Annotated in this window: 15 protein-coding genes; 10 read left to right on the top strand and 5 right to left on the bottom strand. The window is 47.6% G+C overall.

All coding sequences use genetic code 11. The annotated features are described in order from the left end of the window. The first annotated feature begins 27 nt into the window (after window positions 1–27). The 3 genes from CLOSA_RS21930 to CLOSA_RS17960 are packed head-to-tail and all read left to right on the top strand — an operon-like array spanning window position 28 to window position 2,324. Window positions 28–711: a DUF3846 domain-containing protein gene (locus CLOSA_RS21930; protein WP_013274161.1), complete on the top strand. Its 684-nt coding sequence runs from the start codon at window positions 28–30 to the stop codon at window positions 709–711. Window position 712: 1 nt separating this feature from the next. Further along, complete coding sequence (locus CLOSA_RS17965; RefSeq protein WP_013274160.1) at window positions 713–1,267, top strand: hypothetical protein; 555 nt, start codon at window positions 713–715, stop codon at window positions 1,265–1,267. 37 nt (window positions 1,268–1,304) lie between these two features. Next, window positions 1,305–2,324 carry a DUF3991 and TOPRIM domain-containing protein gene (locus CLOSA_RS17960; protein WP_157669035.1) on the top strand — a complete coding sequence of 340 codons (1,020 nt, stop codon included), beginning with the start codon at window positions 1,305–1,307 and terminating at the stop codon, window positions 2,322–2,324. Window positions 2,325–2,397: 73 nt separating this feature from the next. Here the strand turns inward: CLOSA_RS17960 and CLOSA_RS17955 are convergent, their stop codons facing one another. The 5 genes from CLOSA_RS17955 to CLOSA_RS17930 are packed head-to-tail and all read right to left on the bottom strand — an operon-like array spanning window position 2,398 to window position 6,999. Then, entirely contained in the window at window positions 2,398–2,787 is a 390-nt protein-coding gene (locus CLOSA_RS17955) for an arsenate reductase ArsC (protein ID WP_013274158.1), read from the bottom strand. A gap of 13 nt (window positions 2,788–2,800) precedes the next feature. Then, window positions 2,801–4,537: an arsenical pump-driving ATPase gene (gene arsA / locus CLOSA_RS17950; RefSeq protein ID WP_013274157.1), complete on the bottom strand. Its 1,737-nt coding sequence runs from the start codon at window positions 4,535–4,537 to the stop codon at window positions 2,801–2,803. After that, a complete protein-coding gene (gene arsD, locus CLOSA_RS23505) occupies window positions 4,537–5,640 on the bottom strand; it encodes an arsenite efflux transporter metallochaperone ArsD (RefSeq protein ID WP_013274156.1) in 1,104 nt (367 codons plus the stop codon). Before arsD ends, arsA begins: the two co-directional genes overlap by 1 nt. Further along, complete coding sequence (arsB, locus tag CLOSA_RS17935; protein WP_013274155.1) at window positions 5,637–6,686, bottom strand: ACR3 family arsenite efflux transporter; 1,050 nt, start codon at window positions 6,684–6,686, stop codon at window positions 5,637–5,639. The genes arsD and arsB overlap by 4 nt, the downstream gene beginning before the upstream one ends. Beyond that, the gene (locus CLOSA_RS17930) at window positions 6,673–6,999 is read right to left on the bottom strand and encodes an ArsR/SmtB family transcription factor (RefSeq protein WP_013274154.1); all 327 of its coding nucleotides are present in this window, start codon (window positions 6,997–6,999) and stop codon (window positions 6,673–6,675) included. The genes arsB and CLOSA_RS17930 overlap by 14 nt, the downstream gene beginning before the upstream one ends. Window positions 7,000–7,375: 376 nt before the next feature. On the opposite strand from CLOSA_RS17930, the gene CLOSA_RS17925 reads away from it, so the two are divergent. The 7 genes from CLOSA_RS17925 to CLOSA_RS17895 are packed head-to-tail and all read left to right on the top strand — an operon-like array spanning window position 7,376 to window position 12,193. Next, window positions 7,376–7,846 (top strand): ribbon-helix-helix domain-containing protein, encoded by a 471-nt coding sequence (locus CLOSA_RS17925; protein ID WP_013274153.1) that lies wholly within the window; start codon window positions 7,376–7,378, stop codon window positions 7,844–7,846. A 15-nt stretch (window positions 7,847–7,861) separates the two neighbouring features. Beyond that, window positions 7,862–8,536, top strand: a complete 675-nt coding sequence (locus tag CLOSA_RS17920) for a hypothetical protein (RefSeq protein ID WP_013274152.1) — start codon at window positions 7,862–7,864, stop codon at window positions 8,534–8,536. Between the two features lie 4 nt (window positions 8,537–8,540). Further along, window positions 8,541–9,035, top strand: a complete 495-nt coding sequence (locus CLOSA_RS17915; RefSeq protein WP_013274151.1) for a hypothetical protein — start codon at window positions 8,541–8,543, stop codon at window positions 9,033–9,035. Window positions 9,036–9,047: 12 nt separating this feature from the next. Beyond that, window positions 9,048–9,569 (top strand): hypothetical protein, encoded by a 522-nt coding sequence (locus CLOSA_RS17910; protein ID WP_013274150.1) that lies wholly within the window; start codon window positions 9,048–9,050, stop codon window positions 9,567–9,569. Window positions 9,570–9,585: 16 nt separating this feature from the next. Next, the gene (gene mobP3, locus CLOSA_RS17905; protein ID WP_013274149.1) at window positions 9,586–10,806 is read left to right on the top strand and encodes a MobP3 family relaxase; all 1,221 of its coding nucleotides are present in this window, start codon (window positions 9,586–9,588) and stop codon (window positions 10,804–10,806) included. Between the two features lie 20 nt (window positions 10,807–10,826). Continuing rightward, window positions 10,827–11,498 carry a hypothetical protein gene (locus tag CLOSA_RS17900; RefSeq protein ID WP_013274148.1) on the top strand — a complete coding sequence of 224 codons (672 nt, stop codon included), beginning with the start codon at window positions 10,827–10,829 and terminating at the stop codon, window positions 11,496–11,498. Window positions 11,499–11,509: 11 nt separating this feature from the next. After that, window positions 11,510–12,193, top strand: coding sequence for a hypothetical protein (locus CLOSA_RS17895; RefSeq protein WP_013274147.1), 684 nt, complete (start codon window positions 11,510–11,512; stop codon window positions 12,191–12,193). Window positions 12,194–12,195 lie beyond the last annotated feature (2 nt).

Below are 12,195 nucleotides of genomic sequence, written 5' to 3'. Positions count from 1 at the left end.
TATACTTTTTGGGAAAAGGAGGTCACAATGCAGGGATTTTTGAAACCTTATCAGGTGGAGCAGATTAAAAAGAAATACCCGCCCGACACACGCATCCAGCTTGACCACATGGAAGGAGAGCGTGATATGCCTGACGGCTTGCAGGGCGTGGTGAAGCACGTTGATGACCAAGGGCAGCTACACATGGCATGGCAGAATGGGCGTTCACTTGCGCTTATACCAAATGAAGATCAGTTTCATATCATCCAGCCTGAACAGAAACCGGAGGGAAATAAAATCCGTGTGCTGGTGGTGGAGCCGGGGAAAGCCCCTTATACCCAGCAAATTGAAAATGATTATCGGGCTATGCAGAAATTGGTGGACGGCTGTATTGAATTTGTTCCCTTGCCGGAACTGAGTTGCCACCTCTACTGCAATGAGGAAGGCAAGCTGATTGGTATGCCCGGAAACCGTCGCCTTGACAACAAAGATATTATCTGCGGTTCGTTTTTCATCTGCGCTGGAGATGAAAACGGAAACGATATTTCTCTGAATGATGAGCAGCTCCGCTACTACACCGAGCGTTTTCGGGAGCCGGAGCAATACACCGATGAGGAAGCCCACCATGTTGAATGTGAAATCAAGATTATGCCCTCCGCAAGCGACAGTATTGAGGATGTTATGCGTATGCTTGGGCTTTTGCGGGACGGCAATGACGGAATGGAGAGATAGTATGGAAGAAAATCAAAGTAAGCTGGATAGCTATATTGACTATATCAATGCACATATCCTACCTTTTATCGACTACGACGAGCTTGACCGTTCCTACCAAACGGAGGAAAAAGCGTATGCGAAAGGGATTTTGAACCGCCTGCATACGGCTATGCTGGAGCAGTATGGAGATACCCGGCTTGTTTGCGGCCATGGCGATATACAGGAGGATTATGCCGTGGTTCCCGGCGTGATACAGGGAAAGAAAACCGGAGAAATTGCCCTTGCTCTGCTGGGCATAGACCTCTCATCCTCCGGCGAACACTGCCAGACAGAATTTCTCTGTAAGTATGGCGTGATCTCACAGGGGAATAACGACTTGCCGAAAGCTCTTGCCGGTGAAATTACCGTAAGGTATCTTCCCTATGACTATTGTTATACTGCCGATATTTCCGGTGACATTCATATTTCTAAGGGTAGGCTGCCGGAGGGTATCAAGGAGATTCTGCAAACCTTTCAGGAGCATACTACGGAGCTTTTGTTTGAAGAAAACAAGGATATGGATATGGAACGCTGATCGTCCTGCTTGCAGGGCGGTTTTATTATGGAGGTGAATGAGATTGAGAACACAGTCAAGGCCCATGCCATTTACTGAAGAACAGATGAAACAGGTCTTTGACACAAACCTGATTGATTTTGCCGTTCAGAACGGCTTTCAGATTGAAAAGGGCGACCGACACTCTGTTCATGTAAAAAACAGCGGCGGTCTTTACCTTTTCAATCATGGGCGGGGATATTATTGCTTCACCACTGAAAAAAAGGGCAATATCGTTGACTTTGTGAAAGACTATTTTGGGCAAGATTTCAAGGGCGCCGTGAAAATGATTTTGGGTTGCCGTGCTTATGAAATGACCGAACACTATGTCCCCCCCAGCGAAAAAAAGCCCAAGGGAGATTTGGTTCTGCCACCCAAGGACAAGAATTTCAACCGCACCATTGCCTACCTGACGGGGACTCGTGGCATTGACAAGGAAATCGTCTATGCCATGATAAACGCCGGTAAGGTTTACGGCGCAAGGACAGAGAAAAGCGGCTATTCGTTTCATAACTGTGCCTTTGTCGGATATGATGAAGCCGGTAAACCACGGTATTGTGCTCTGCGGGCGCCAAGTGCAGACAGCAGCTTTCGGCAGGATGTGGAAAATTCGGATAAGACCTATGGTTTTTGCATGGAGGGAAAATCAAATCGGGTGTACGCCTTTGAAGCCCCCATTGACGCCATGAGCCATGCCACCCTTTGCAAATTTCACGGCATTGACTGGAGGGAGGATCACCGGGTAGCCGAGGGCTGTCTGTCGGATAAGGCACTATACCGTTACCTTCAGCACCATCCTGAAATCACCGAGATTGTTTTTTGCTATGACAACGACATGGATGGCAAGCTAAAGGACGGTACACCACACAATCATGGTCAGGTGCAGGCGGAGCTTTCCGCTGAAACCTTTGCGGATTTGGGGTATAACACCTTTATCCAGACCTCGAAAAGCAAGGATTTTAACCTTGATCTCCTTGCTTTTCGAGAAGTTGCTGACCATATACAGCCGTTAAAGCTGGAATCGGAGCTGGAGCGGTAAAAGTAGCGAAACAGGCTAAAGCGGAAAATACCATGCAGGTATTTTCCGCTCTTTACTGATGCTCTAATTGTGGTCAGAATGCAAGTGCTGCTAATTCGTTCACCTTTGATTCAATGGTTCTTATGACTTTAATAAATTCTTCATCACTTTTGCCTGTCGGATCGTCCAGTCCCCAATCTTCTCGGTGCTTGCAGGGGAGGAACGGACACTGAACATTACAGCCCATCGTCACCACAATATCCACAGGAGGAATATCAGACAAGAGCTTACTATATTGTGTTTGCTCCATATCTATACCGTAAAGTTGTTTCATCAGTCGTACAGCGTCCCCATTGATTTGCGGTTTGGTTTCTGTTCCGGCTGAATAACACTCCAAAACATCACCTGCAAAATGGCGGCCCAACGCTTCAGCAATCTGACTGCGACAGGAATTATGGACACAAATAAATGCGACTTTTTCCATCTGATCTCCTTTCTTACAATGCGAGCAATTTATCATCTTTAATTTCTTCGGCGTTCCACCTGATAACGGCAAAGTTATCATGGGAGATTTCGCCCACTTTATTTATCCACTCAATTTCATGACTGGCTTTGGCTTTCAAAAGCTGATTGCTTGTTTCGGTAGCGTAAAGAGAGGAATTGATAACCCACCATTTTGTTGCGATCTCGGCGCGCTTCAAATCTTCCTCCAACCGCATGGCTTCAAAGACAGGCGTCGTTTCTGCAAGGGTTACGATGATAACCTCTGTTTCATCGGTATTGCGGAGACGGGGCAGCAGCTTTTTGACCGCTTCGGGGATGTCCCCCTGTGTACGTTTTACCTCGCGGTGATAGCTCTGCGTGGAATCAAGCAACAGCAGTGTATGGCCTGTAGGTGCAGTATCAATGACAACAATCTCATTTTCAGCCCGCTCCACAATCTCGGCAAAAGCACGGAATACGGCGATTTCCTGTGTACAGGGGGAGCGCAAATCTTCCTCCACATAAGCAACATCATCTGCCGACATGGTTTCACGCGCTTTAGAAAGTACTTCTTCCTGATAACGCCGAAGTTCTTCTTTTTCATCAATATGGCTCATGGTAATGCCACTTGTTTCGTCCATGACAAATTTAAGATGGGCGGCGGGATCGGTAGTTGTCAGATGGACCTTTTTCCCTCTGGACGATAGGCCAAGCGCGATGGAAGCGGCAATCGTCGTTTTCCCAACACCGCCTTTGCCCATCGTAAAAATGACTTTTTTCCCGCTTGTATCCAAATCATCAATGACCTTACGAAGCGTGGGAATATCAGCGGCATTTAAGGTATTGCCACTCACGAAAAGGCTGTCTTTGACAAGCAGATTGCGGACATTTTCTATGCCAGTAATATTGTAGGCGCGTAGCGGTACAAAGTAGGCAGCAATATCTTTCAGTCCAGCGGGCATACCGGCAAGTGCCTTTTGCTGCTTATTATACAGGCTTTCAGATATGTTGTCGTCATAGGCAGGCAAGACACCATTCACAGCCAGAAGCTGATTGTGTACACCCAAATCGGCAAGTTCCTTTGAAGCCCGCTCCGCTTCTTTGAGAGGGGAGCTTTCAGGCCGGGATACGAGGACGAGGGTGGTTAATTTGCTGTCGGCCAAGGTGTCTACCGCTTCTTTGTACATTTCTTTGCGTTCTTCCAAGCCAGAGAGCTGTCCTAAGCAGGATGCGCCGTGTGTGCTTTCGCTGATGAAATTGCTCCATGCGCTCGGCAGTTGCAACATCCGCAGAGTGTGGCCGGTGGGGGCAGTATCAAAAATAATGTGGTCATATTCCTTTGCGGCAGCTTGATCTGTAATAAAGTTTGTGAACTCATTGAAAGCAGCAATTTCAACCGTGCAGGAACCGGAAAGCTGTTCTTCCATGTTTAAAATCACCGCATCGGGCAACTTACCACGGTAAGGGGCAACAACGCTTTCGCGGTATTCGACCGCTGCCTGTATTGGGTCGAGGTTTGCAACTACAAGCCCCGGCACTTCCGCAATCGATACACCTTTACCATCAAGATCGGTATTAAACACATCCTGCAAATTGGATGCGGGGTCGGTGCTGACAAGCAGCACCTTCTTCCCGCTGTCAGCGAGGGTCACAGCGGTAGCACAGGCAATAGAGGTTTTTCCAACGCCGCCCTTGCCTGTATAGAACAGGTATTTTGTAAGGTTTAGATGTTGCAAGTCAAACTGTTTCATTAGCAGCAACCCTCCGAACAGCAGCACCCGCCATCTGCTTTTTTGTTTTCAGTCGCTTCCAGATACGATGCTGGGATTTCAAGCCATGCTGCAATTTCCTCATTAGTGGGGTATGCCTTGGTTTTGACAATTTTACCGTCAATGACCGTGGCAGGTAAAGACTCGACGCCATCGCCCATAATCAGTCTGTTGATATCGGTGTTGTTAATAAACGCTTGCGGGGCGCTATTCAAATTAAAGCGAGCGGCGGTAATGCCGTTCTTTTGTAGATTATTGAACACTGTGGAAATACGGAGCAGTTCGGGATCAACACCGACACCGCAGATACCGGTTTCACAGCACATGGCTGGTTCATAGATGGACATTGTTTTCATAACAGCACTCTCCTTATAATAATTGAATGTTTCTACTATATCAGGGTAACAGCATACACCCTTGGGATTGTTGGCGGCGCAGTTGCTATCTTTCATTGCGCCTGTCAGTTTGATAACTTCATCAACAGTTCTTGCTCCCTTGTTCCGAATAGCATTGATGATGTCATTCTTTGTAACGTGATTGCAATAACAAATGTACGCCTGCGATACTTCTGCTTTCTCATCCTTCACTAAGTTATTGCTTGACGGTGTATCACCACAGCAACAGTTGCTATCACAGCAGCTATTTTTACCGCTAAAAAACTTATCGAGATTGTCTGGAAGCTTATAGGTTTCTGTTCCTTGAGATTGCCCACCGTAGATGGCCTTTAAGATGCCGTCCACAATCATCGGTACAGGCGGCTGCTCGTAGTTTTTACCCTCGTAGACGAACACCCGACAGTCAACGCTATCACCGCATAGGTCACCGCAATCCGCGCATTCGCTTTCTACAAGCTCATTGCAGATATCCACGCCGTTCACGCGGATGGTCGGAGAGCTTATAAAGCGATATTCCTCCGCAAGCTCCCTCGATGTAATGTTAACCGAGTTGATCTTGACTTCAAGACCGAGTGTATCAAATACGCCGGACAGGATTTTAAGCGCCTGTTTGAGCGTTTCATCTGTTGCCATGCACCGCTCGCAGGTATTCAAATCGAGATAGAGAAAATCAATAAGAAGCTGCTTCATTTGGCAAACCACCCTTTCGTCCGATTGACTACATTCACAAGGATCAACATAACAGGCACCTCTGTCAGCACTCCAACTGTGCAGACAAGAACCACGGGTGAGGTCGGGCCGTACAAAGCAATCGCCACGGCAACGGATAATTCAAAGAAGTCCGATGCGCCGATTAGCGCGGCGGGTGCGGCTATGTTATGCGGTTGTTTGCATACTTTGCACATGAAATAGGCAAAAGCGGCTGTAATGACGTTTTGCAGGACTAAGGGTACAGCAATGAGCAGCACATGAAGCGGATTGCTTAAAATGGCGTCGCCCTGAAAAGTGAATATGATAATGAGGGTTAGCAGCAATCCAATGGTGGTAATGCCATCAAACTTAGGAATAAAATTTTCATTAAAGTGCTGTATGCCTTTTTTCTTGACTACGATATTCCTTGTCAAAGCTCCGCCAACGAGTGGTATTACTACAAACAAGACAATGGACAGAAACAGGGTATCCCACGGCACGAACATATCATTTACGCCCAGCAGGAATGAGACGATGGGCACAAACGCCACAAGAATAATGAGATCATTGACAGCCACTTGCACAAGCGTATGTGCAGGGTCGCCCTTTGTCAGATTACTCCATACAAATACCATCGCCGTGCAGGGGGCGGCCCCTAAGAGTACGGCTCCGGCCACATAGCTTTTAGCGAGGTCTGCGGGGATCAGATTTTTGAACACCACATAAAAAAAGAACGCCGCCAATCCGAACATCAAAAACGGCTTAATAAGCCAACTTGTTCCGCTTGAAATGATCAGTCCCTGCGGGTTGTTGCGGACATTTTTAATCGACTGAAAATCCACCTTCATCATCATAGGATAAATCATAATCCATATCAGCACGGCGATGGGGATGGATATTTGTGCATACTCAAAGCGTCCCAAAAAGACTGGAACGGCAGGCAGAAATTTGCCTATTAAAATACCTGTCGCCATGCAAATGAGTACCCATACCGTCAGATATTTTTCAAAAAAGCCGATACTTTGATTTTGTTTATTCTTTTCCACAATTACACTCTCCTTCCTTACAAATGCAGTCCTCTTTGTCAATGGTAATGGCGCATAAAAAATTTTTGAAATCTTGCACCTTTTCACTGTTCAGTGAGTAGTACATCCACTTACCCTCTTTACGCCCACTCACCAAGCCGCAATCGCAAAGGATTTTCATGTGGTGAGAAAGGGTTGGCTGCGTAATATGGAACTTCTCTAAAATGTTGCAGGCACATAGCTCACCGCAGGACAGCATATCCACGATCATAAGCCGGTTCATGTCTGCAAGGGCTTTGAACAACCCAACATTTTCAGCGTATTTATTGCTCAATTAAATCACCTCACATAGATAATAGTCTATGTGTATTATATGCCAACACATAGATGGATGTCAATGTATTGGGAGATTTTATTTTAATGAAATAAGAAAGGTGGCAATAGAGTAGTTCAAATTAAAAGTTAACCATGTTGTCTAATAGAAACCACATGGGAGCAACTTCCTTTTCGCTCTTTTCGGGAGCGAAGCAACCCACGCCCCCACCGCTTGCCGGTGGGGGCTACTTAATGCCAAAATCTTAGATTTTGGAGTTAAGGCAGGAATAGGCGGGTTCCACCCGCCAAGAAAACAGCTTACAGGCAAAGCCTGTAACGGGGTTCCCCATCAGATAGAAGTGTTCCAAACGGAACACCGTAGAAAGGAGGCTGTGATGCCTGAAAAAAGCCTGAAACGGTCTATCAATTTTTCGCCCGAAACCTTGAAAGCATTGGACACACTTGCGGCGAAAAACAACACTACCACCTCGGAACTGGTCCGTCAGTTTGTCGAAAAGGGGCTTTCCATTGAGGGATACACGCAGGACATTGATTTCATCGCAAGGATTATCCGGCAGGAGCTGATGGCAGTTTATCACCTTGAGGATATTAAGTCCGTGGTGGAACAGCAGACAAACCGCATTGCCAAAATGCACATGAAGTCCGGTAAAATTGACGCCGCTGCCTTCTTCCTGCTTATCAAGGTTTTAATGAACATTGCCCATGAGGGTACGGAGGATCAGTTTGACCAGATGCTGAATGAGGCCATCACGCTGGGCGTTGACTATATGCAGAAAAAAGATTTTCAAATCAACAGCTTTTTGCAAGACACAGACAATCTGCGTAGACTTGCAGAGAAACTGTAATGAGAGGAAGGGAACATGACGAACATTTATATTCTGTCAGCCTGTGACGCATGGGCAGGCACAGACAGTATGCGTACATTAGGTGTTACCACCGATGAAACCATGCTTTATGCCATGCTTGCCGCCAAAATCAAAGCCGGTGACATGGAATATGGCGGTTTTGGTGATGAGAAAGCATGGCTCTGTTTTCAAGAGGATTTCAAAAAAGAGGAAGTCAATTTTAACAAGCTCAAATACGGCTTTGTACAGACTTATGAGGATATGCAGATCACAGAGCCGGTTTCCCTTGCACAGTTCCCTGAAGCGGGCGCAGCTTATGAGGAGATTACCGGAGAAAAAGCCAAATTAGAGCTTGAAAAGTTGGAGCTTGATCGCCGCAGTTTGATTTATTCTGAGGTGGAGATCCGCACGGACTTCGGCTATACCTGTTTTCTGATGGCGGGTTTTTGCGACCGTGATAGGCTGGAGGCAGACGAAAACTTTCAGGCGTTTATGGAGGGCACTACTGATTCAGAGGTAAATGCCAGTGTGTATTCCTACTCTGTGGGAACCGGGGAAAGTGTGTCGCCCAATGAGGACGAGCTTGCCATCATCAAGCAGTATGCAGATGAACTGGGCGAGGAATATGATGTTGACTCCATCCAAAGAGATTTTATCAGCTTCTATTACGAAGCAGAACAGGAGTATTGAGCACATGACACAGGCAAACCGATACAAAGAACTTGCCGTACTGACAAAGCGGGTTGACAACCTCGACCCTGCTTATCATGCGGCTTTTTATCTTCTATCCTATGACCCAGAGCTTTACGAAACCGCCCGCAGATTTGTGAACGTGGACGGCATCGGCTTCTCCGGCATGAAACGGGCGGCCCGTGACTTTGACGAGCGCACACGCTTTGTCGTTGACATTGCCCACAACCTGTTTTCCTACAACAGCCCTTGCAAGGCTACTCCCTTTGAAATCTCACGGCTGGGCTATCCCTACTTGGAACTGGTGTGCAATTCCTTTTATATTGCTACCGGGGAGGTTAAGGTTGTTTTGGAGCCGGGACGGAACGGACAGCTTGGAATCAAGCTGGATGACAACCATTATCAGCAAAGTAAGCGTATCCAGCAGAAAATTGAACAGCTTCAAAATGCTATGACTGCGGACATGGTGCAGGACGAGGCCACAGAGCCGGAAAGGTAAGGTGAATTTATTATGATTACAGGAGTTATCCGTTATCAGGGCGGCACGCTGGTGGTGGAGCTGCCCTGCGGAGCTTATGAGCTGGCGGAGCATTTGGGCAGTATCGGCATTCGTTCCCCGGCTTCGGAGATTTTAGCCCATGGCACGGAACAGGTTGAGGTAAAGCTGGCAGCCGATGAGCCAATCGGAGCATTCATTCTTGCCAACCTTCGGGACAGCGACACTCTCTCCGGTGTGAACCTTGCCTGTCAGGAGGTAAACCGTGTTTGCCCCTTTGGATATGAGGAATTTCTGGATATGCTCGATCCCGACCCGCAAGCCGGTTTCAACCGCTATGCGTTTTACAAGCCCTACGAAACCCTGCCGCCCAGCACCGCAGGGGGCATGAAATTCATTTTGGAGGAAAGCAGGCGCTATCACTCCACAATGGAGAATTACCGCACTGTATGCGAAGCGGAGGCCGCGGAGGACGACCGCAATATCAGGGAAGTAAACCGCATAATGGAGTCCGGCGAGGATGAATGGGAACGCTGACGGGAGGTGATGGGCAATCTCCCTTTTAGTCTATAAGCAGAGATTCAAAAATCCCAATTATAAAAGCACCGCTGGCAAGAATTATGCTCATGTGCGCTATATTGCCACCAGACCGAGGGTTTCTAAAAATGAGGGCATGAATCATGGATTGTTCGGGAAGCTCTCCCCTGGTCCTGTTACCGAGTTTGAGGACTGGCGTGATGTGGCAAGGCTGGTCTATGTCAATTCCAAAAAGCATATCACCATGTACCGCAGCGTGATTTCGTTTGACGAGGAAACAGCCGCCGAACTGAACCTGACCGACCAAAAGGCATGGCAGCGGTATATTGAAAACCACATTATGACGATTGCCGAAAAAAACAATATCCGGCGTGAGCATTTGCAATGGGCCTGCGCGCTCCACAAAGAAAAACACCACCCCCATATCCATGTGGTATTTTGGGATACCTCATCACGGGTCAAAAATCCCTTTACCCCGCCTGCCGTTCCCAATGCCATCAGAAAGCAGCTCATTAAAGATACCTTTGCGGAGCGCATCCGTGCCTATGGGGAGCAGAAAAATAAGTCCACCGCCGAACTGCGCAGTATCAGCAATGAACTGGTAGACGAGTTTGAACAGCATCTGCGGCGGCTGGGCAAGGATCAGTATAAGCGGCTCCGTGATGACTATGATGAGGAAAATGAACTATCCGGCAGCTTTGATTTTGACGATGAGGTTCTGAATGAAACCGCCGACCGTGTATTTCGTCTTAAATCCGCGCTCCCGCCCACCGGCCGCATTGCCTATCAGCTTTTGACCCCGGAGATCAAGGCCAAGGTGGATGAGCTGGTATCATATCTTCTTGAAAATGTCCCTGCACTTAGGGAGCAGAAAGAACGCTACATAGACAGCAAAATGAAGATGACCCTGCTATATGGCGGCAGTGATGAATACCTCGGCAGCCTGCGGAACCGCTTTGCCGGGGAAGCGGACAAAATTATTGCAAACCGTGTGCTGGGTATGGTAAAGACCTTGAACCGGCTGGACTATGAAATAAAGTCCGAGGAATACCAAAGCGCCCGCCGTTCCTATTTTGCTGAACAGATGTTAATGGAAGCGTTGGATATGCTTTCCGGTCTGACCCGTGATAATGACAGCCGATTTGATGATTGGGAGAAGAAAAACGGCCGGGAGCTGTCAAAGGACGCGAAAAAGGAACTGTTTTTGAAGCTGCAGGATAAAGGCTATGAACATTAACCTTCAGGGAGGAATGTAGATTGAAAACAAGAAAAGAATTTTTTGAGGACTTCTTTGCACGGCTAACCAAAATGGGTTTCCGTGTGGAAAGCATTATGGAAAGCGATATAGCTGCCGAAGTCTATGATGAAGGCTCCCTGTTCTGTGTGGTTACACAGGATGGGGAGCTTATTTTTGAAACCTATGGCGGCGATAAAGTCCGGGCTTTGGAACAGGCGGCCGGAGAAACCCGCACCGACCTTTCCTGCTGTATGCGACCGCCTTTTGCGGATATGGAACGGACGGAAACGGTCCTGCTGACAGGCGGCTCCTACATCAAGGTGTTTGAGAGTGCCGGGGTGGTGTTGCTCTGCCGCCGCACAACGCTGTTTGGATATGAGTTTGTTACCTGTCAGAAAGCCATGCCAAAGCACAACACCAAACGCTTTTACAGGGAACATTTCTTCTATGATCCCGTATTGGCGCAGGATGATTTTTTGGAACGCAGCGGCTTAAAAATACCGGCTCCGCTTTCCTTTTCTCACGATGAGCTTCGGGCGCTGGTATCTTGCTGTGCAAGGTGCGTCATGCTGGATAATGAGATGGACGGCGGACAGGAAAGCTGTATCCGTGAACTGATGGCAAGGATTGAGGAAAGCCTGCCGGGGCAGCTTGACCTCTCCCCCCGCCATTATTTTCAGAATGAAATGTAAGGAGATTGCCTATGAAAACCAAAACCGAGTTTTATCAAAGCTATTTTGAAACCCTGCAAAAGAAAGGGTTTACCGTACAGCCCTCCACTTCGCCGGACTATGTGGCGGATATTTATCACAGGGATAAGCTGATCGCCTTTTTCACCAAGAATGACATGGTGATGAAAAATCCCTTTGTGGAGGTACAGGATAAGCTCATGGACAGGATACAGACCCTTGCCAAATCTACGGCGGTAGCTTGTGGGGTCTGCTCGGATAAGCCCTTTGACGAGGAAAACGCCGTGAAGCTGCCCAACAACCTGTATCGGATCAATGAACATAACGGCGTGGTGCTGGCCTGCAAGCATCATCCCCTGTTTGAGTATGTGCTTTCCACCTATCGCTGTGACGAAAATAAAAACCCTATCCAGCGCCAGTATTTCTATAACAAAGAGGATGCCTTTGAGAGCTTCGCTACCAGAAGCGGCTTGATTGATGAAAAACGGCTGTTCTCCGAAACGGACTTGAAAGTAATCTATGCGGGGCTTGTCAAAATGCGCACCATTGACAATGACATGACACAGGACGATTTTAACTCTGTGGAACGGCTGGTGGATAAAATTGAGGACATTATGCCGGAGTTGCAAAAAAGAGAAAAGGCGCTGGATTTCTCTTGGCTCTTTGGCAGCATGGAACGAGGGATTGAACGAGAATAAAA

Source organism: [Clostridium] saccharolyticum WM1 (assembly GCF_000144625.1).
Taxonomy (GTDB): domain Bacteria; phylum Bacillota; class Clostridia; order Lachnospirales; family Lachnospiraceae; genus Lacrimispora; species Lacrimispora saccharolytica.
This window is presented reverse-complemented; position numbering and strand designations above follow the sequence as displayed.

What these genes read in the sequence shown, in the direction of transcription:
- CLOSA_RS21930 (WP_013274161.1), top strand. Translation starts at nt 28, where the DNA reads ATGCAGGGATTTTTGAAACCTTATCAGGTGGAGCAGATTAAAAAGAAA.
- CLOSA_RS17965 (WP_013274160.1), top strand. Translation starts at nt 713, where the DNA reads ATGGAAGAAAATCAAAGTAAGCTGGATAGCTATATTGACTATATCAAT.
- CLOSA_RS17960 (WP_157669035.1), top strand. Translation starts at nt 1,305, where the DNA reads ATGAGATTGAGAACACAGTCAAGGCCCATGCCATTTACTGAAGAACAG.
- CLOSA_RS17955 (WP_013274158.1), bottom strand. Translation starts at nt 2,787, where the DNA reads ATGGAAAAAGTCGCATTTATTTGTGTCCATAATTCCTGTCGCAGTCAG.
- arsA (WP_013274157.1), bottom strand. Translation starts at nt 4,537, where the DNA reads ATGAAACAGTTTGACTTGCAACATCTAAACCTTACAAAATACCTGTTC.
- arsD (WP_013274156.1), bottom strand. Translation starts at nt 5,640, where the DNA reads ATGAAGCAGCTTCTTATTGATTTTCTCTATCTCGATTTGAATACCTGC.
- CLOSA_RS17925 (WP_013274153.1), top strand. Translation starts at nt 7,376, where the DNA reads ATGCCTGAAAAAAGCCTGAAACGGTCTATCAATTTTTCGCCCGAAACC.
- CLOSA_RS17920 (WP_013274152.1), top strand. Translation starts at nt 7,862, where the DNA reads ATGACGAACATTTATATTCTGTCAGCCTGTGACGCATGGGCAGGCACA.
- CLOSA_RS17915 (WP_013274151.1), top strand. Translation starts at nt 8,541, where the DNA reads ATGACACAGGCAAACCGATACAAAGAACTTGCCGTACTGACAAAGCGG.
- CLOSA_RS17910 (WP_013274150.1), top strand. Translation starts at nt 9,048, where the DNA reads ATGATTACAGGAGTTATCCGTTATCAGGGCGGCACGCTGGTGGTGGAG.
- CLOSA_RS17895 (WP_013274147.1), top strand. Translation starts at nt 11,510, where the DNA reads ATGAAAACCAAAACCGAGTTTTATCAAAGCTATTTTGAAACCCTGCAA.